Below are 19053 nucleotides of genomic sequence, written 5' to 3'. Positions count from 1 at the left end.
CCTTCAGAAGGTCTGGCCGGCAAGCATCGCCAGATGTTCGACGATGGGGCCGAGGGCAAGCGCAGGGAAGAACTGCAGGCCGCCGAGAATGAGGATGATGCCGATGAGGAGGCCGACGAAGAGCGGCCCGTCCGTCGGGAAGGTGCCGGAGGACGGGGGCACCTTCACCTTGGCCGCCAGCGAACCGGCGATCGCCATGACGGGTATCATATAGGCGAAGCGGCCGAGCAGCATGGCGATGCCGAGCGTCGTGTTGTACCAGACGGTGTTGCCCGTCAGCCCGCCGAAGGCCGAGCCGTTGTTGCCGGCCGCGGACGTATAGGCATAGAGGATTTCCGACAGGCCATGCGGGCCGGCCGTGCCGATGCTGGCGACGGCGAAGGGCAGCATGGCGGAAACTGCGGTGAAGCCGAGGATGGTGAGCGGCAGGACGAGCACGGCGAGCATGGCATATTTCATCTCGCGGCCCTCGATCTTCTTGCCGAGGAATTCCGGCGTGCGGCCGACCATCAGGCCGGACACGAAGACGGAAAGCAGCGCGAAGACGAGCATGCCGTACAGACCGGACCCGACACCACCCGGCAAAACCTCACCGAGCTGCATCAGGAACATCGGCACAAGACCGCCGAGACCGGTGAAGGAGCCGTGCATGCCGTTGACGCCACCGTCTGAAAGGCCGGTCGTGACGGCGGCATAGAGCGCGGTCATCGCCTGGCCGAAGCGCACTTCCTTGCCTTCCATATTGCCGGCGGAAGCATCGACGCCAAGAGCGGTCAGGATCGGATTGCCCGCGGCCTCCGCCCAGTAGACGACGGCGACGCCTGATATCAACAGGATCGCCATGGCGCTGATGATCGCCCAGCCCTGGCGGCGGTTACCGACGAGCTGGCCGAACGTGTAGACCAGCGCGGCCGAGATCGACAGCATGGCGAAGATGTTGAGATAGTTGGAGAACGTCGTGGGGTTCTCGAAGGGATGGGCGGCGTTGACGTTGAAGAAGCCGCCACCATTGGTGCCGAGCTGCTTGATCGCCTCCTGCGAGGCGACCGGGCCGAGCGAGATCGTCTGGCTCGCGCCCTCGAGCGTGGTCGCCGTCACGGCACCGTCCAGCGTCTGCGGCAAGCCCATGGCGACGAAAGCAAGCGCGACGACGATCGCCATCGGCAGCAGCACATAGAGCACCGCCCGCGTCATATCCACCCAGAAATTGCCGAGCGTTGCGACCTTCGAACGGACGAAGGCCCGCGTCAGCGCCATGGCGAGCGCGATGCCCGTTGCGGCGGACAAGAAGTTCTGCACCGTCAGGCCGGCCAACTGGCTGAAATGGCTGAGCGTGGTTTCGCCGCCATAGTTCTGCCAGTTGGTGTTGGTGACGAAGGACACCGTCGTGTTGAAGGCGAGGTCCGGTGCCATGCCGGCAAAACCCTGCGGGTTGAGCGGCAAATACGCCTGCAGGCGCAGGATCGCATAGAGCGCGACAAAGCCGGCGATGGAGAAGGCCAGCATCGAGGCCGTATAGGCGAGCCAGCCCTGCTCTTTGCCGGGGTTTATGCCGGAAACGCGATAGAGGTCCGTTTCCAGACGTCCGAGAACCGGCGACAGCGCAGTGCGCTCGCCGGCAAAGACGCGGGCCATGTACAATCCGAGCGGCTTGATCGTGACGAGCACCGCGAGGAAGAAGAGGGCGATTTGCAGCCACCCGATCGTGGTCATCAAAATTCTCCAGAAAACTCAGAAGCGTTCGGGCCGCAGCAGCGTGACCACGAGATAGGCGCCAAGGGCAAGCGCGACGAAAAGGCCGAAAAGGGGTTCAAGCACTGTCGTCTCCTCAAAGCCGGTCGAGCGCGCGGGCATAGGCTGCGAACACGACGAACGTGGCGCAGCCGAGCGCGAGGAATATGAAATCGGACATGTCCGTCTCCTGTTTATGCTGGCGGCACACTAGGAGCGGACGGGGTCAGGTTTCGATTGGGAAGGCAGGGAAGCGACGTAAGGAAAAGATAAAGATGCGTTTTCCAGTCCGCCGCGTATTTTTTCAAAGCGGCAGGGAATAATCCGGCAGGCATCGGTGTCTTGGCAGGGGCGGCTCAGGAAAGTCGCCGTAACGATGGGAGACGACCATGAAGTTCCTAGTCCTCGTGCCATTCGCCGTCGCGGTCCTTGCGGGCACGGCTTTCGCTGCCGAACCGTTCACGACCGTCAAGACCGACAAGGGCGAGGTGCTTGCCGGCGAGAAGGGCATGACCCTCTATACCTTCAAGAAAGACAAGCCCGGCACCTCGAACTGCTACGACAAATGCGCGGCGAACTGGCCGCCGGCCATCGCCGCTTCCGATGCGGCCGCAGAGGGTGCATACTCCCTCGTCACCCGCAAGGACGGGGCGAAACAATGGGCCAAGGACGGCATGCCGCTCTACTACTGGGTCAAGGACAAGAAGGAAGGCGATACGACCGGCGACGGTGTGAACGGCGTCTGGGATGTCGCAAAGCCCTGACCCGCACGGCGTCGGGATGGGCAGCGGGCGGGAGGGCGTATCCTCCTCGCCCGTCTCTTTCGACGCCGAGATCCTGGCCCTCTTGCCACAGCTCCGGCGCTACTCCCGTAGCCTGACGCGATCGGATGCGGAAAGCGAGGATCTGCTGCAGGACTGTGTCGAAAAGGCGCTGAGCCACCGGGGGCAATGGCGCGGCGCAAACATTCGCGCCTGGGCCTACCGGATCATGACCAACCTGCATTTCAACGCCCGCCGCGCCGTCGCGCGCCGCCCGTCCGTCGGCATCGAGGCGGCCGAGAGCATCGCCGAAGGCGCCCCGCCCTCCGATCCGCTGGCGCGGAACCGGCTCGTTCAGGCGCTCGACGCCCTGCCGAAGGAGGCGCGGGCCGTGCTGATGCTGGTTGCGGTCGAAGGCCACACCTATCAGGAAGTTGCCGACATCCTGGATGTCCCGGCCGGCACCGTCATGTCGCGCCTCTCCCGCGCCCGGCAGATGCTGCGGGAGAAATTGGCAGCCGAAAACGTCATTCACCTGCGGAGCCCCCGATGAGCGAGAGCCGCCCCGTGACCGAAACGGACCTGCACGCCTTTGCCGACGGCTTTCTGAAGGGAGCTGAACACGAACGTGTGGAAGCCCATCTCGCCGACAACCCGGAAGCCGCACGACTGGTGGCCGACTGGCAGGCGCAGAACGATGGCCTGAGAGACGCCTTTGCCGCCTATGCCACCGCCCGCCCCTCCGATCTCCAGCTCATCACCGGACATCGTGCCGCTAAAAGGGTCGCAACGCCGCACCTTGCAATGGCCGCCGCGGCAATGCTCGTCTTCATGCTCGGCGGCCTTGCCGGCCATTTCGGCCCGATGCTCCTTGAAAGGGCGCCGACGATGACGGCCATGGATGCCCTCCCGCACGAGGCGCGCAATGCCTATCTCATCTATGCGAGCGAGGTGCGCCATCCCGTCGAGGTCTTTGCCGACCAGGAGGCGCATCTGGCACGATGGCTCGGAAAACGCCTTGCCATCGACGACCTGAAGGTCCCGGACCTCACGACGCTCGGCTTCAAGCTGGTGGGCGGTCGCCTCTTGCCCGTCACCGACAAGCCCGGCGCCCTGTTCATGTACGAGGACGAAACCGGGCGCCGCGTCACGGTCCTCGTTGCCCGCAACGAGGAAAACCGGACGACCAGCTTCCGCTTTGCTTCTACCAGCGGCGTGGAAACCTTCTACTGGATCGATGGCGATCTCGGCTATGCGGTGACCGGCGACATTTCCCGCGAACGGCTCCAACAGATCGCGGAGGAATGCTACCGGCAGTTCCCGACATAAGGCCGTCACAGGTCGGGCCAGGACCCGGCGGTTCTAGAGATAGGACAGGAACAGCACGATCCCCGTTGCAATGACGGCGAGCCGGAGGGCGATGGCTGGCACATGGGCCGCAAGCCGCCCGCCGAGGAACCCGCCGGCCAAGGCACCGGCAAAAACGGGCAAACCCTGCCGCCAGGCAATGCTGCCGCTTGCGATGAACACCGCCGCCGCAAGCGAGGTCACCACCGCCGCCCGAAAATTCTTGCGCAGATTGGCACGCCGGAGCGCCGCCTCCCCCTCCAGCATGATCAGCGCCATCAGCACGACACCGAGCCCGGCGCCGAAATAGCCGCCATACAGCGCCGCAGCGAAATCGAGAAACCGGCACCGCGGCCCTTTCCCTCCGGCAAGGCGCCCCACGAGCCGATGCAACGGTGCGGCAAAGGTAAAGAGCAGCGTCGCCGTCAGGATGAGCCAGGGCACGAGCACGCGAAACACATCGTTTCCGCCAAGGAGCAGCAAGGCCGCACCCGCAAGTGCACCTCCTGCCACCCAGGGCATGCTGTCGCTCTCTTCTGCCGGCAGCCGCTCCGGTGCCCCGACGACTGCCAGCGCGTGGCCCGGCCAGATGGCGACCGCGCTCGTCGCCGCGGCCGAAACGGGCGGCACACCCACTGCGATGAGGGCAGGCAGCGTGAAGAAGGTGCCACCGCCGGCGATGGCATTGCAGAGGCCGCCGATCAGGCCGGCCCCTGCGAGAAGAAGGAAATCTGTCAGGATCATCGTCACCTCTGCGGCAAGAATAGACTTGCAGCCGGCGGGCAGTGTCGCGAAGATGCCAAGTGCCATCGCGGAGGTGCCAGAATGCAGGTCGATCCGGTCGCGGGATACGAGGACGGCGCAGCACGGCTCATCGGCCTTTCCACCCGCTTCGAGACGGCGCGCGAGCCGCCGCCACACCGCCATCGCCGCGGGCAATTCGCCTATTGCCCGGATGCGCCTCTCTTGGTGCAGGCCGCAGAGCGTTTCGTCGTGCTCGGTCCCGGCGAGGCGATCTGGATACCCGGCGGCCTGCCGCATGCTCTGAGCGCGCGCAGCGCCCGCACGGCGCACAATCTCTATGTCGAGCCGGGCGCAACGGTGCTTCTCGGCGACCGGCCGATGCTTTTCCGGATCGGTGGACTGGAACGGGAGCTCGTGCACACACTCGCCTCCAGCGATCGCAGGGCTTCCGGCCAACCGGCGCATGAGCGTCTCATCGACGTGTTCTTCGACCGGCTGCGCCCGGCCCGACCTGTCGCGACGCTGGCAATTCCCGCCGATCCCGCACTCGCCGCCATGCAGCGCCAATGGCATGCCGGCGAAGAACGCCTGCTGGAGCTTTCCGATTGGGCCAACAGGCTGGCACTGTCGCCGCGCAGCCTGCAAAGGCGCATTACCACCACCACCGGGCTCTCCTTCCGTGCCTGGCGGCAACGGGTGGTGCTGGCTGCGGGTTTCGATCCGCTGATGCGTGGCCTACCGGTAAAAGTGGTGGCGGCCGATGCCGGCTATGGCTCGGCCAGTGCCTTCGTTTCCGCCTTCCGCAAGGCTTTCGGCGTAACGCCGGGCGCCCTTGCCGAGATGGGCGCGACAGAGCATCCGGGCCGGTGAAAACCGCTCAGGCCCGGCCGGCGCGGATCATCGAGAAATAGTCGTCGCCGCCAACCTGCCCGCCCTTCAGCGCGATCTCGAGGCCATCCGCCGCCCCGCCATGGGCAATGCAGAGCGGCGAACCCGGCGTCTGCGGCAAGGGCATTTTCAGCGTGAGTGCCGCGATCCCCATTTCACCAAGCGCATGGCTTGATGTGTCGCCACCGGCGACGACCGCGCGAACAAGACCGGCACGTGCGACGATCTCCGACTGGATACGCCCCAAGGCACGCCCGAGACGATGACGGGCGCCTGCCGCAGAATCGAGTTCACCGCCGCGGTCCGCCGCAGGCCCGAGCGCGGTATAGAGCACGACGCTGCGCCCTTCCTGCAAGATCCTGAGACCAGCCTCGACGGCCGCAGCAACCGCCGTCGCGTTGTTCTCGCCCGACAGCACAAGCGGATCGAGCGTGACGCCACCAAAGCCGTTTTCCAGCGCATGGCGGATCTGCCGTTCGGTGGTGGGCGAGACGCTGCCCGAAACGACAGCGATGCGATCCACCGGCCCGGCTGCGGGAAAGGCGGGCTTCTCGCCGACCAGGCCCTGGTCCCGCCATGTCGGGATCAGGGCGTATTCCAGACCGGAGGAGCCGCAGACAAAGCGGCTCCTCTCCCGCAGCCGGTTCCAGAGCAGGGCACCGGCCGCAACCTGCGTCGCCGCATCGAGCACGTCGACGAGAAGGATATCGGCGTTTTCCGGCTGCTGATCGGCCAGCAGCGCAACCATGTCGATGAGGGTGGAGGAGAGCGTCGTCTGCCGCGAGAGATGCAACAGGAGATTGGCCTCGTTCATCGGCGTCACCGGGTGACGTGCCATGACCGGATGGCGATCGATGCGGTAGTTACGCCCCTGATAGGCCGCAAAAAGGTCGCCAAAGGCCGTGTAGCGCCGGATCTGCGGCGCACCGACGATGAGCGGCACCGTCGCCTCGCCGAAGACGGCACGGCCGATCTCTATTGCACGGCCGATGTTGCCGACATGGGGGGCGGAATCGAAGGTCGAGCAGATCTTGTAGTGGCAAAGCTCGGCATCGAGCGTCTTCAGCCAGCCGAAGGCCGCACGAAGATGCACGTCCATCCAGCCCGGTGTCTCGCTGCGGCTGGTGCCCGCCAGGCCGAAGGCCCGCGCACCGGCAAACCGCGACAGGAGGTCCGCATCCGGCACATCGAGGAAAAGCACGGTCTCCACGCCATTGGACGCGAGGGCCTCCATGACGTCCGTCGAGCCGGTGAAATCGTCGCCGTAGTAGCTGATCAGGGGACGCGTCATCGTCTAGGCTCCCTTGCCATCGGCAAACTTTTCGATGGACTGCGCAAGTTCCGCATGGTCCTTCGCATAGGCTTCGAGCGGCACGCCCGCGACGGCCGCTTCCCAGGCCTGCCGTATGGCCTTGACGCCCGCCCCCGGCCCGCCCGGATGACTGACGATGCCACCGCCGCACAAGTACAGCAAATCCGTCGAACCCTGCGTCGCCGCGATCGTTTCCGGCGCCTGCCCGCCCCACTGGCCGGAGCCGATGACCGGGAGCGCCACGTCCTTCGTCGAAAACAGCGGCGTGCTGACGGCCTTGTAGGAGCGCACGAAACTCTCGTCGGGCTCCCAGTATTTCACGCGGATGCCGTTGATCTGGAACTGGTCGACACCGAGCAGCCGCCAGAACTGCTGCCAGACGGAAAACTCGAAGCCGAGACCGGCATGGCGGGTCAGGATATCCCACCCGTTGCGGTGGGCATGCAGCACGAGACCCGAGCGCTTGCGCAGAAAGGAAAGGCCGCCGAAGCCGATGGAGTTGATGTTGACGACCGCGCAGTTGCCGCCGGCTGCCAGTACCAGATCATGGTTGCGCATCATCTCGTCGGGATCGGCGTGGCTGATGCCGAACGCATACATGACCTTCTTGCCGGTCTTCTGCTCGTGGTCGAGGATCCTCGGCATGATCGTCGCCACGCGGTCCTTCAGCGGCGAATAGGCCGGGCTCATCAGCTTCTCGTCGTCCTTGATGAAGTCGACGCCCGCAGCGATCAACTCTCCGACCATCTCGGCCGTCTCGTGCGGCCGAAGGCCGAGTGCCGGCTTGACGATGGTGCCGATGATCGGCCTGTCTTTCACACCCGTCAGCGCGAAGCTTCCGGAAACGCCAAATTGCGGGCCGGGATGCGCGTCAGCGAACTCCGGCGGCAGCTTCATGCCGACGACGCGGATGCCCGTCATACCCTTGATGGAGAACACACCGCCGATCGCGATGGTCATCAGCGCCGAAAGATCGGTCCCGACAGCATCCAGCGGAAAATCGATATCGACATCCGCCCGATGAAAGAGGTGCGCCCCAACGGCTTCATCCGGAAAGGAGGCCCGCTCGGCGGGCGGCAGGGGGCGAATGGCAGCAACGCGCGCTGCAACACGGGCCTTCAGCTCCTCCGTCTCCCCGGGAAGGGCCACGAAGGTGCCGGTCGACTGGTCGCTGGCGATCTTCGCCGCCATGGCCTCGGGCGAACCCGCCGTCTCTATCCGATAGGTCAGACGGATCACGTTTTCTCCTCCCGCACGCGCTTGTGAAAATCCATCAACTGGTATAATGAGTATTTATGTTATTGCAAGCCGACTTTCTCGTGAAAGCTGTTGCGGCAATGAAACTTGATGCATATTCAAACCTGTCGAAACCAGGTGCCCCATGAACGTCGTTTCCGAACCGATCGTCCGCAAGAAACTCTCCGACGAAGTCTTCGCCCGGCTGAAGCACATGATCGAGACCGGCGAACTGAAAGCCGGCGACGACATGCCCTCCGAACGCGAGCTGATGGAGCGCTACGGTGTCGGCCGCCCGGCCATCCGCGAGGCGATGCAGGCGCTCGCCGGCAAGGGGCTGGTGGAGATTTCGCAGGGCGAGCGCGCCAAGGTGCTGCGCATCACCGCCGAATCCATCATCCGCCAGGTCGACCTGCCGGCAAAACTCATGCTCTCCGGCTCCTCCGACACGCTGGAGCATCTGAAAAGCGCCCGCATCTTCTTCGAGCGCGGCATGATCCGCGAGGCCGCCACCAAGGCGAGCCCCACCCAGATTGCCGAACTGCGCGCCCTGCTCGACACGCAGAAACAAAGCCTCGGCGATGCGGATGCCTTCATCGAAGCGGACATGGAGTTCCACCAATGCATTGCGCGGATCTCCGGCAATCCGATCTTCGCGGCCGTCAGCGGTGCGATGCTGGGATGGTTGAAGTCCTATCATACGGAAATGCTCATCTGGACGGGCCGCGAGAATTTCACGCTGGCCGAACACGAGGAAATCATCCGCGCCATCGAGAAGGGTGACGCCGACCTTTCCGAAAAGGCGATGATCAAGCACCTCGAACGCTCCCGCGCGCTCTATGCGCTCAAGGGGCAGAAATAAGGTTCACAGCAGGACCTCGACCGTGCCGTAGGGCGGCAGGCTGATCCTTTGGGCCGCCGGCATCTCCACGCCGCCGCCACCGATCAGCGAAACCGTGCGCGGCATTGCCGGAAGAACCACAACCTGCGCTTCCCGCGTGATGTTCGCCAAAAACAACCGGCTTTCCGCAGCAAGGCCCAGCACCGCATCCGGGCGGGACGTCTCGACGGCGACCAGCGCCGCACCCGAAAGGCTGCCGAGCCGCGCCAGCACATGGGCGAGCGGCCGAAGCGCCCCTTCGGGCGTTGCCTCCCCCTCGCTTGCCACAAGCCCGAACGGCCCCGCCAGCGTCGACAGCGTCAGGACTTCAAGCCCGGCCGAGGCAACCGTAGCGGCATAGGCCAGCGTCCAGGCTGCACCGAACGCCCCGTTGTGGCGAAGATCCACATTGGCCATCGGAATGCGGCCGCCCGCTGGATTGGCCTTCGTCGCGCTGCCATAGGGATTCTGCCGCATGGCGATTGTCGAAGGGCCGATACGGTACGGCTTGTCGCCGTAGAGCGTGCGAACCGAACGCGTTACAAAACGCAGCGCCTCGAAGGTCTGCATGACCGAGAGGTCATCGGCCGCGTGCACGATCGGATTGGTGCAATGACTGACATAATCCAGCAACGCGCCCGGCACACGCTTACGGTTGAGCTCGGTGAAATAACTCATCATGCCGCCACCGAGCCGCACGCCCGGAAAGGCTGCCCGCCCCGCGGCATAAACCGCCTCCAGCGGCGGACACTCCGGCCAGGCGCTGCCGGGCGGCGTCGACTGCCGGTCCACCGCAGGACAGACGAACAGCGTATCGAGCACCAGCCCTGCCTTACCGACGAGTGACGCGATATCAGACATTTCATCATCGAGCGGACGTTGGCACGGCACGGCAAATTCCAGCGTCACCTTCAAGCCGGACCGTGCTGCGATCTCAGCATAGCCAGCCAGCGCTTCGATGCCATGACCGGCGGCAGGATCGAAATGAGCGATCAAATGCCGGGCGCCCACAACGCTCAAGGCATCGAGTGCGGCCCGCTCGCCAGCAAGGCATTCCGGCCTCAGTCCGACGCCGATCTCGGGAAGCCGGTGTGTCGTCGGCACCATCAGCAGCGAAACGGCATCCCCGGCACCGGCCGCGGGCGCCGTCTCCCCATCCGCCTCGATCGCAACAGAAACCCGCTGGCTGAACGGTTTGCTCTTCGGCACGCGATAAGGCCAGGGCAGCGCCAGCGGCCGCATATAGGTTTTGTAGGAGCCGTCGGTCCAGTTGCGCTGGTCCTCCATCTCGAAGACATCGCCCAGGAATTCCGTCGTTGCCGCGATACCGGGGGCAACGTGATGGGTAATGGCGGCGATATCCTTGAAGGGCTGCCAGGGCTCTATCCGGTCCGGCCAGCGCGCCTGTTCGACGCTGCCGTCACTGTGCTGCACCTCGACCGGTTCGCCCGCAACACCGACAACCGGATGCAGCACGACGAAGCCCGCACGCGCAGTTTCAAAATCCGCATCGCTGACGCAATCGGCAGAGAAGGTCACGCTTTCGGCGTTGCCGGTGATCGTGATGGCGCAGTCGAGGTTGGCGCCGGAAGGCGCGCTGAAACGGGCATCATAGCGAACGGAAAAACCCGTTGCCGTTTCTTCGAGCGCAAGATTGGCGATGGCGGCACCGCAGGTGCCCCAATCCCTGTCGCGCACAAGGAAGGCAATGGCGCGCAGTACCTCATGGCCACGAAACCGCAGTGTGCGCAGGTTGCCGTCTTGAAGGCCCACACTCAGGTCGCCGACCGAAAGCGTTCGGCTTTCCGGCTCGCGCTCGCTTGTGCCGTAGAGCCGGAGCAGGTCCCCGCTCATCCCAAAAGATCTCCCAGCGCGACGGTCTCGCCGCGCTCGGCACTGAGATAGGCAGCCTCCACCAAGGCAAAGGTTTTCAGGTTGTCGTGGCCGGAGGTGTCCGGTTCCTGTCCCGTCGCCAGCCGCTCGAGCCAGTGTTTCTGGATGAGCGCAACACTCTCCTGGATATTGTGCCAGGGCCGCGAGGCCCAGGGCAGCAGGTTCGGCGCGACGACCGTTTCCGTCGTGCCATCTGGACCATGAACGGTGAGCTTGTAGTCCTTGCCGAGCCGCAGCGTGCCCTTGCTGCCGTCGATCTCGACGAAGGTTTCCGGAAAGGGTTCCTGCGGCAGCTTCGTCGCATAGCTGACGTCGACAACCGAGGTGACGCCGTTGTCGTGGTCGAGCAACATCGTCGCCACGTCCTCGCCAGCGATATCAGGGTTGATGCGGCGGATGCGGGCGGTCATGCGGCTGGCATCGCCGAAGAGGAAGCGGGCGATGTCGAGCGAGTGGATGCCGAGGTCCTCGATGATGAAGCGATTGCCCTTCGCGAGATAGGGCTGGCCGGAGAACACGTCGAAGCCGGAACGGAAGGAGACGCGACCCCAGAAGGGATCACCGATCGCGCCACTGTCGAGCACCGCCTTTACGGCTAAGATAGGCGTCTGCCAGCGAAAATTCTCGTGGATCATCAGGGGGATGCCGGCCGTCTGCACAGCGGCGACCATGGCCTTGGCATCCTCAAGCGTCGGCGCGAACGGTTTCTGGCAGATCGCCGGGATCGAGTGGCTTGCAGCAAGCTCGACCAGTGCACGATGGCTGCCGACCGTCGTGGCGATATCAACGAAATCAAAGCCGCCATCGGCAAACATCGCTCCCGCCGACTGATAACGCCTTTCAACGCGGAACTCGTCGCCGACGATGCGCAGCCGCTCCGGGTCACGGTCGCAGATGGCCACGATCTCCACATCGGCCAAGTCCCGCCAGCCATGCATCTGGTTGACGGCGAAGAATCCGCAACCGATCAACGCACCCTTGAACCGCGCCATGCTCAACCCGCCTTTGCCATCTGCATCAGGGTGACGCGCTGCTGGAGCCGGCGCTGCGCCTGGTCCACGACGACGGCCACGATGATCACAAGCCCCTTGATCACCATCTGCCAGAAGGAACTGACACCCATCATCACCAACCCATCCGAGAGAATGCCGATCACGAAGGCGCCGATGATCGTGCCGCCGATCGTGCCGCGCCCGCCCGACATGGATGTACCACCGAGAACGGCCGCCGCAATGGCGTTGAGCTCCAAATTGGTGCCGGTCGCCGGGTGCGAGGCCATCAGTTCGGAGGAGATGATGAGGCCGACGATCGCCGCGCAGAAGCCGGAGAACATGTAGACGAACATCTTGACGCGGTTGACGCGGATACCGGACATGCGGGAGGCGCGTTCATTGCCGCCGACCGCGAAGATATGCCGGCCAAGGGGCACGAAGCGGGCGAAATAGGCGGCCCCCAGCGCGACGACGATCAGGATCCAGACGGAAACCGGAAGACCGAGGATCGAGCCGGAGCCTAGATAGGAAAAGCCCTGGTTGCCGAGGTCTTCGCGGCCCGTGAGATTGGGCAGCGTCTGGCCATCGGAATAAAGCAGCGCCATGCCGCGCGCCACATAAAGCGTGCCGAGCGTCGCGATGAAGGGCGCGACGTTGAGGCGGGTGATGAGCAGGCCGTTGATCGCACCGATCAGGATGCCGACCGCCATGACGATAATAGCGACCTCGACGACGTTGAAATAGACCGTATAGCCGAGCGGCAGCGCCACACCATACATGATGAGCCCGCCGGCGATCATGCCGCATAGGCCGACGATCGAGCCGACCGAAAGGTCGATGCCGCCGGTGATGATGACGAAGGTCATGCCGATGGCAAGGAACGCGTTCTGCGTCGCGTGTTTCGACATCAGGATCATGTTCGCAGTCGACAAAAAGTTCGGCGCGAAGATCGAGAAGAAGATGATCACCGCGAAGAGCGCGATGAAGGTCCTCAGCTTCATGATCGTGAGCAGGGCAGCGCCCGTGGAAAGGTGGTTGCCGGCGGCGGCAGTTTGCGTTGCTGTCGTCATCACGCGTGCATCCTTTTGGTTTTATGTCCCTCCGCGGAGGCCGAAACGATCATCTCCTCGGTGGCGTCCTTTCGATCCACCACGGTCACCAGCCGGCCGTTGCTCATCACGGCGATACGGTCGGACAGCGCCACGACCTCTTCGAGGTCGGAGGTGGAGAAGAGGATGGCGAGCCCCTCGCCCGCCAGCCGCCGCATGGTGCGGAAGACGTCTGCCTTGGCCCCGACATCGATGCCGCGGCTGGGCTCGTCCATCAAAAGCACCTTCGGCCCGGTCATCAGCGCCTTGCCGATGACGACCTTTTGCTGGTTGCCGCCGGACATCGAGGTAACGTCGAATTCGGGGTTTTTCGCCTTGATCGAAAGGCTACGGATCGCCTCAAGGATCGCCTTCTTCTCAAGCTTCAGATCGATATGGAAGCCGCCCTTCAGGAACTGGCCGAGGCTTGCCATGGAAAGATTGTCGGCAATCGACATGGACTGCACAAGCCCCTCGCGCTGGCGGTCCTCCGGGATCAACGCCAGGCCCTCGCGGATGCGCCGGGTCGTATCGCGCCCCTTCAGCTCCTCGCCCTCGACGAAGATTTTTCCCGTATAGTGCTCGTGCCGGCCCATGATGCACTCGAAAAGCTCCGAGCGCCCGGCGCCCATCAAGCCATAGATGCCGAGGATTTCGCCCTTGCGCACGCCGATCGAGACATGATCGACGGCATAACCACCCTGCGCGCGCGGCAGGCAGATGTCTTCGGTGCGAAACACTTCAGCGCCCGGCTCGTGATCGACCTGCTTGGCAAAATCCTTGGCGTCCGAGCCGATCATCGAGCGCACGATCCAGCGCGTGTCGATGTCCTTGACCATGGCGTGACCGGTAATCTGGCCGTCCTTCAAGACGGTGATGTAGTCTCCGATGCGCATCAGCTCTTCCAGCCGGTGCGAGATATAGACGATGGCGACGCCGCGCGCCTTGAGGTCGGCGATGACGCGGAAAAGCACATCGACTTCCGCGGCACTGAGGGCGGACGTCGGTTCGTCCATGATGAGGATGCGCGTGTCGAGCGAGACGGCACGGGCGATCTCGACGAGCTGCTGCTGGCCGATCGGCAGGTCTTCCGCCAGCGTGTCGGCGGAAATGCCGGCTTCCAGGCGGTTGAGGAATTCGTTCGCCTTTTCGACCTGCGCCTTGTGGTCGATGCCGCGAAGGCCGCGTGTGATCTCGCGCGTCGCAAAGATGTTTTCGGCAACGGAGAGGTTGCCGAAGAGGTTCAGCTCCTGGAAGACGATGCCGATACCGTGGCGCACCGCATCGGCGGGGCTGTTCAGATGAATGCGCTCGCCGTCCATCCAGATCTCGCCGAGGGTCGGCCGCTCGACGCCGGCGATGATGCGCATCATCGTCGACTTGCCGGCGCCGTTTTCGCCGACGAGCACATTGACCGCGCCGCGCCTGAGCTTCAGGTCCGCCTTCTTCAGCGCCACGATGCCGGAATAGGCCTTCGTGATGTCCTTCAATTCGAGAATGACGTCGCCGTCGTCGATGCCGTTCATCTCAGCCTCCGACGGTGATCGCAACGGGCACGAATTGCGGCAACTGCCCCTTGGCCGGCAGCGGATAGGCGCCCGTCGCCTTGATCGTCTTGCCGGTCAGGCCTTCGCGGGGCAGCTTTTCCAGCAACAGGCCGTTCACATGCGTGTTGAACGACTTGCCGTACTGCGCCCACTCGATCTGGTTCTTAAACTCGTTGAAGTTCACGAATTTCAGGCTGTCACGGATCGCCGTGCCGCGGATGGCCGGGCCGATCGAGACACGCACATCCGCCTTCTGGTCGCCGTCGACGTCCACATCGACATAGGCTGCACGCGATTTCGTTTCTTCAGCAACGATCACCCCGTCGACCTTGGCCGCGAGCGTCCAGGGCGCATTGCCCTGCTTTTCCTTGTGACCGTATTTTTCCGCGGCCGCATTCAGGTCGCTTGCCGCGAGAGCGGAAACCTCCTGAAATGCACCGGCACGCTCGTCGAGATAGGGCACGACCTTGGCGTCCCAGATATCGGCGACCAGCTTGTCCGGATTGAAGGCCCCGGCCGCCGCCTGCTTCTGCTCATCTTCCGTCTTGACGAGCTTGCAGCCGCCAAGCGCCAGCGCGCCGGCCAGCAGAACCGGAAAGGCAGCCTGAAACCTCAGCATTCCCATTCTCCGTCATGAATGAAATGCGAGGCGGGACCGTACCCCGCCTCGCACCGTCGCGGGGGAGGATTATTCCGCGAGCGCGAAGGTTTCGAGCTTGCCGGCGTTGTCAGCAGTGATCAGCACGCAGTCCATGAGCTGCTTTTCCTCGGCCGGCGCCTTGCCGGTCGTGATGTATTCATGCGCCTGGGTGACGGCGAGCTGGGCCTGGGCATAGGCCGGCTGCATGACGGTCGCCTTGATACCGCCCGCCTTGATCGAGTCGCGCACGTCGTTCGAACCGTCGAAGCCGACGACGATGACGTCCTTGCGGCCGGCCGCCTGAAGCGCCGCGATCGCGCCCATGGCCATCGTGTCATTGCCGGCGATCACGCCCTGGATGTCCGGGTTGGCCTGAAGGATCGTCTCCATCTTGGAGTAGCCTTCGGTCTGGCTCCAGTTGGCCGACTGCTGGGCGACCATCTTCATGTCGGGGTATTCGTCGATGACGTCGTGATAGCCCTTGGAGCGAATGCCGGCATTGAGATCGGCTTCGCGGCCGAGCAGCTCGACATAATTGCCCTTCTCGCCCATCAGCTTGACGAATTCTTCCGCGCCGAGCTGCGCGCCCTGATAGTTGTTCGAGACGATCTGCGAGACGGCAACGCCGGTGGCGTTGATTTCGCGGTCGATCAGGAAGGAGGGAACGCCCGCATCCTTCGCCTTCTGCACGGCGGCGATCGAGGCTTCCGAGCCGGCATTGTCGAGGATGATCGCCTTCGCGCCGCGGCCGATCGCGGTGTCGATGAGCTGCGACTGCTTGTTGGCGTCGTCATCGTGCACGAGGACCAGCGTCTCGTAGCCGAGTTCCTTGGCCTTCGCCTCGGCACCGACGGCTTCCGCCTTGAAGAACGGATTGTCGTGGCTCGGCGTGATGATGGCGATGAGATCCGCCGCAAAGGATGGCATGGCGACGCCGGCGGCCATGACAGCGGCGAAACCGACGGTGATCAGTCTACGGGTAATGTTCATATTTTTCCTCCCGGTTAGGCACCGGTCTCTCCAGCGGCCATTCCTCCATTGAAAAGGGCCGCCCCGGTGCAAGTCGCTTGATCGGCGGGCGAACCCGCCGGATATCAGGTGATGCGATGGATGCTGGCCGCGATTTCCTCGGGCTCGAACACGCGCTTCCAGTCGTCCTTCATCAGCACGGGCTTGCCGAACTCGATCGCCTTGTTGCAGGCGTCGGAAAAGACGCCGGGCGTCTCTTCGAAGATGACCGCGCCGAGCACGTTCATATGGCCGAGCAGGAAGTCGCGGGCGGCCTCCTTGGCAACGCCCCGCCTGACGCATTCGTCCATGGCTTCCCGCATGACGACGAGCAACGACGCGCAAACGGTCTCGGAAAGCCCTGGCTCCAGCAGCGCCATCTGCTCGACGGTGACGCGGTGCGAGCGCATGACCGGCGCCCAGATAACCTTCGCGATCTCCTCACCGAGCGAATACGCTTCCTCCGGCCCCTGCATCAGGGCGGAAACGATGTGCTGCTTGGCGGCGATGCCGCCGAAGAAATCGCGCTTGGCGGCCGGATCCGTCTCGTCGTTGAAGATCGGCGGATGGCAGGGATGCGTGACGAAATAGGTAAGGTCCGCACGATCCGGCAGATGGCCGGCGAAGGGGGCGGCGGCATCGAGCGCGACGACCATCGTGCCCGGCTTCAGCTTGTCGGCGATGCCGGCTGCGACCTTGCCGATCGCCGTATCCGGAACCGCGAGGATGACGACGTCGGCACCATCGAGACCTTCGTCGGCGGAAACGCAGGCGAGGCCCAGCTCATCGGAAAGGCGCGCCTTTCCGGCCTCGCTCACCTCGATATGACGGACATCGAAGCGCGAACCCTTGAGATTCTTGGCGAGCCGATAGCCCATTTTGCCACCGGCGCCGAACAACGCGATCGATGTCATCGAAGACCTCCCTGAATGCAGCGGCCGGACATTTGGGGCCCAGCCGGAATTTCCTCCACCGGGCGTCCGGCGTGAACCTATATTTCCCAACTGGTATAACATGTCAACAACTATATCTTAGAATATGTGATCGCACGATGAACATAACATCGTGCCTTGAGGGTGACGGAGAACGGCGCCCCATTCCAACCATTTGAAAAACCGCTGGTTCTTGACGAAGCCGGACACGCGAAAAAGCCGAACGTCACACGACGTTCGGCTCAAAATCACACAGCGATGGGACGCAGACCGCTTCCGATCCAAAGAAAAGCTGTCAGAGGCGGCCGGCGATCGTCCTTGCGATCAACGCCAGCGACACCGCACCGGCATCCGGATGGCCGATGCTGCGCGCGGCGAGCGGGCGTGCGCGCCCGAGCCGCGGCGACAGCGGCGCGGTGGCCTCAGCCGCCTCCGCGCAAGTAACGGCGGCCTTCTGCCAGGCCTCTTTCCGCGAAAGGCCATCCGCTTTCGCCGTTTCGAGCGCCGCGACGAAGGGGACGAAGGCATCGACAAGGGTCTTGTCGCCCGGCTTCGCCCCGCCGAGGCGCATCACGTCCTCCAGCGCGAGGCGGGCGCCGCGCGCGATATCCGCATCCTGCAAGGCCGCCTCGTCGGAAAAAGCCGAGCCCCAGGAGCGTAGCAGCAGGCCCCAGATGGCGCCGGAGGTTCCGCCGGCCCGATCCGCCCAGGCATCGCCGGCCGCGGCAAGCGCGCTTTTCGCACCGGCACCATCCGCCACGGCCTGATGGAGGGCGTCGCGGGCCGCAGTCGCGCCGCGGCGCATGCCCTGGCCGTGGTCGCCGTCGCCGGCAAAGGCATCGATGCGCCCAAGCTCGGCCTCCGCCTCCGTCAGAGCCGCCACCATGGCATCGAGGAGACCGGCGAGGCAGCGGGCGCTCTCCCGCGCGGTGCCGGAGGCCGGCCCGAAGGTCGGCCCCGCGTCCTCGGCATTTTCCGCAAAGTCGGCCGGCTGCGTCTCGAACCCCGCGCCGCGGCGGAAGACCGGCGTATCGCAGGGGGCGAGCCAGAAACGCTCCAGCTCCGCGTCGAGCCACATCACCGTCAGCGAACATCCCTGCATATCGAGGCTGGTGACATATTCGCCGGCCTCCGGCGCGACAAGCTCGACACCGGCCGCCTGAAGCCGGCTCTCCACCGCGCCCCAGAGCACGAACAGCTCCTCGTATTTGGTCGCGCCGAGGCCGTTGAGCAGCACGGCGGCGCGACGCGCGCCCGCCGGGCGCTCGGCGAGCACGGTCTCCACCAGCAAGGTTGCAAGATCGCCCGCCGGCACGATCTTCGCGTCACGGATACCCGGCTCGCCATGGATGCCGAGGCCGAGCGCCATCATGCCCTTGGGCACGGTGAAGAGCGGCTCCGTCGCGCCCGGCAGCGTGCAACCGCCGAAGGCGACGCCAAAGGAGAAAGTGCGGGCATTGGCAAGCCGCGTCACGCGCTCGACCTCGTCGAGGGAAAGCCCCGCCTCCGCTGCCGCGCCCGCCACCTTGAAGACGAGGAAATCCCCGGCGATGCCGCGCCGTTGCAGATGCCGGTCCGCCGGTGCACTCGCCACGTCATCCGTCACGGTGACGATGCGCACGTCGATGCCCTCAGCCCTTAACCGCTCTGCCGCCACGCCGAAATTCAGGACGTCGCCGGCATAATTGCCGAAGCCGAGCAGAATGCCGCCGCCATGGTTGGCATTGCGGCAGACGCGGGCGACCGCCGCCGTCGAGGGGGAGGCGAAAATCTCGCCCGCCACCGCCGCATCCGCCATGCCCGGCCCGACATAACCGGCAAAGGCCGGATAGTGCCCCGATCCACCCCCGACGATAACGGAGACTTTTTCGCGCGGCACGGCCGTGGCGCGAACCACGCCGCCCTTCACCAGCCGGACATATCGCCTATAGACCCTTGAAAAGCCCGCCAGCGCCGAAGACGCAAACCGTTCCGGATCATCGACAATTTTTGTCATGGGTTTTCTCTCCGCGGGCAATCAGGCCGCGAGGATGCAACATCGACCGGAGAGAAGA

18 protein-coding genes are annotated in these 19053 nt (G+C 64.4%); 5 read left to right on the top strand and 13 right to left on the bottom strand.

Annotated features, from left to right (window positions below; translation table 11 throughout):
• Positions 1–3 precede the first annotated feature (3 nt).
• Together kdpA and kdpF are read right to left on the bottom strand one after the other, a co-directional pair.
• Complete coding sequence (kdpA, locus tag P9A16_RS00475; protein ID WP_023513923.1) at positions 4–1713, bottom strand: potassium-transporting ATPase subunit KdpA; 1710 nt, start codon at positions 1711–1713, stop codon at positions 4–6.
• A gap of 18 nt (positions 1714–1731) precedes the next feature.
• Entirely contained in the window at positions 1732–1854 is a 123-nt protein-coding gene (kdpF, locus tag P9A16_RS00470) for a K(+)-transporting ATPase subunit F (protein ID WP_081870726.1), read from the bottom strand.
• 266 nt (positions 1855–2120) lie between these two features.
• Here kdpF and P9A16_RS00465 point away from each other — a divergent pair, with 266 nt between their 5' ends.
• Genes P9A16_RS00465 through P9A16_RS00455 form a run of 3 tightly spaced genes read left to right on the top strand, consistent with a single transcriptional unit; the run spans position 2121 to position 3821 of the window.
• Positions 2121–2495: a COG4315 family predicted lipoprotein gene (locus P9A16_RS00465; protein ID WP_023513922.1), complete on the top strand. Its 375-nt coding sequence runs from the start codon at positions 2121–2123 to the stop codon at positions 2493–2495.
• A complete protein-coding gene (locus P9A16_RS00460) occupies positions 2479–3045 on the top strand; it encodes an RNA polymerase sigma factor (protein WP_081870725.1) in 567 nt (188 codons plus the stop codon). Before P9A16_RS00465 ends, P9A16_RS00460 begins: the two co-directional genes overlap by 17 nt.
• The gene (locus tag P9A16_RS00455; RefSeq protein ID WP_023513920.1) at positions 3042–3821 is read left to right on the top strand and encodes an anti-sigma factor family protein; all 780 of its coding nucleotides are present in this window, start codon (positions 3042–3044) and stop codon (positions 3819–3821) included. The genes P9A16_RS00460 and P9A16_RS00455 overlap by 4 nt, the downstream gene beginning before the upstream one ends.
• 33 nt (positions 3822–3854) lie before the next feature.
• On the opposite strand, the gene P9A16_RS00450 is transcribed toward P9A16_RS00455, so the two are convergent.
• On the bottom strand, positions 3855–4649 hold the full coding sequence (locus P9A16_RS00450; protein WP_023513919.1) for a TSUP family transporter: 795 nt from the start codon (positions 4647–4649) through the stop codon (positions 3855–3857).
• A 15-nt stretch (positions 4650–4664) separates the two neighbouring features.
• Here P9A16_RS00450 and P9A16_RS00445 point away from each other — a divergent pair, with 15 nt between their 5' ends.
• Complete coding sequence (locus P9A16_RS00445; RefSeq protein ID WP_023513918.1) at positions 4665–5453, top strand: AraC family transcriptional regulator; 789 nt, start codon at positions 4665–4667, stop codon at positions 5451–5453.
• Between the two features lie 7 nt (positions 5454–5460).
• On the opposite strand, the gene P9A16_RS00440 is transcribed toward P9A16_RS00445, so the two are convergent.
• Together P9A16_RS00440 and oiaX are read right to left on the bottom strand one after the other, a co-directional pair.
• Complete coding sequence (locus P9A16_RS00440) at positions 5461–6762, bottom strand: four-carbon acid sugar kinase family protein (protein WP_023513917.1); 1302 nt, start codon at positions 6760–6762, stop codon at positions 5461–5463.
• 3 nt (positions 6763–6765) lie between these two features.
• The gene (oiaX, locus tag P9A16_RS00435) at positions 6766–8022 is read right to left on the bottom strand and encodes a 3-oxo-isoapionate-4-phosphate decarboxylase OiaX (protein ID WP_050743664.1); all 1257 of its coding nucleotides are present in this window, start codon (positions 8020–8022) and stop codon (positions 6766–6768) included.
• Between the two features lie 142 nt (positions 8023–8164).
• Between oiaX and P9A16_RS00430 the strand changes: the two genes are divergently transcribed.
• The gene (locus tag P9A16_RS00430) at positions 8165–8881 is read left to right on the top strand and encodes a transcriptional regulator NanR (protein ID WP_023513982.1); all 717 of its coding nucleotides are present in this window, start codon (positions 8165–8167) and stop codon (positions 8879–8881) included.
• Between the two features lie 3 nt (positions 8882–8884).
• Here P9A16_RS00430 and apnL read toward each other — a convergent pair whose 3' ends face one another.
• The 8 genes from apnL to P9A16_RS00390 all read right to left on the bottom strand — a co-directional run bounded on the left by apnL (position 8885) and on the right by P9A16_RS00390 (position 18995).
• Complete coding sequence (gene apnL, locus P9A16_RS00425; protein WP_023513983.1) at positions 8885–10753, bottom strand: D-apionate lactonase; 1869 nt, start codon at positions 10751–10753, stop codon at positions 8885–8887.
• Positions 10750–11784 (bottom strand): Gfo/Idh/MocA family protein, encoded by a 1035-nt coding sequence (locus P9A16_RS00420; RefSeq protein WP_023513984.1) that lies wholly within the window; start codon positions 11782–11784, stop codon positions 10750–10752. The genes apnL and P9A16_RS00420 overlap by 4 nt, the downstream gene beginning before the upstream one ends.
• 2 nt (positions 11785–11786) lie before the next feature.
• Positions 11787–12854 (bottom strand): ABC transporter permease, encoded by a 1068-nt coding sequence (locus P9A16_RS00415; RefSeq protein ID WP_023513985.1) that lies wholly within the window; start codon positions 12852–12854, stop codon positions 11787–11789.
• Positions 12854–14398 (bottom strand): sugar ABC transporter ATP-binding protein, encoded by a 1545-nt coding sequence (locus P9A16_RS00410; protein ID WP_023513986.1) that lies wholly within the window; start codon positions 14396–14398, stop codon positions 12854–12856. Before P9A16_RS00410 ends, P9A16_RS00415 begins: the two co-directional genes overlap by 1 nt.
• A 1-nt stretch (position 14399) precedes the next feature.
• Positions 14400–15038: a DUF2291 family protein gene (locus tag P9A16_RS00405; RefSeq protein ID WP_023513987.1), complete on the bottom strand. Its 639-nt coding sequence runs from the start codon at positions 15036–15038 to the stop codon at positions 14400–14402.
• Between the two features lie 69 nt (positions 15039–15107).
• The gene (locus P9A16_RS00400; RefSeq protein WP_024271314.1) at positions 15108–16049 is read right to left on the bottom strand and encodes a D-ribose ABC transporter substrate-binding protein; all 942 of its coding nucleotides are present in this window, start codon (positions 16047–16049) and stop codon (positions 15108–15110) included.
• 104 nt (positions 16050–16153) lie between these two features.
• Positions 16154–16981 (bottom strand): phosphogluconate dehydrogenase C-terminal domain-containing protein, encoded by an 828-nt coding sequence (locus P9A16_RS00395; protein ID WP_023516209.1) that lies wholly within the window; start codon positions 16979–16981, stop codon positions 16154–16156.
• 313 nt (positions 16982–17294) lie between these two features.
• Positions 17295–18995: a dihydroxyacetone kinase family protein gene (locus P9A16_RS00390; protein WP_023517390.1), complete on the bottom strand. Its 1701-nt coding sequence runs from the start codon at positions 18993–18995 to the stop codon at positions 17295–17297.
• Positions 18996–19053: the final 58 nt, after the last annotated feature.

It is taken from the genome of Shinella sp. 838 (genome assembly GCF_029623935.1).
Taxonomy (GTDB): domain Bacteria; phylum Pseudomonadota; class Alphaproteobacteria; order Rhizobiales; family Rhizobiaceae; genus Shinella.
Note: the sequence above shows the minus strand (reverse complement) of the source record. Positions and strands in the feature narration are given on the sequence as shown.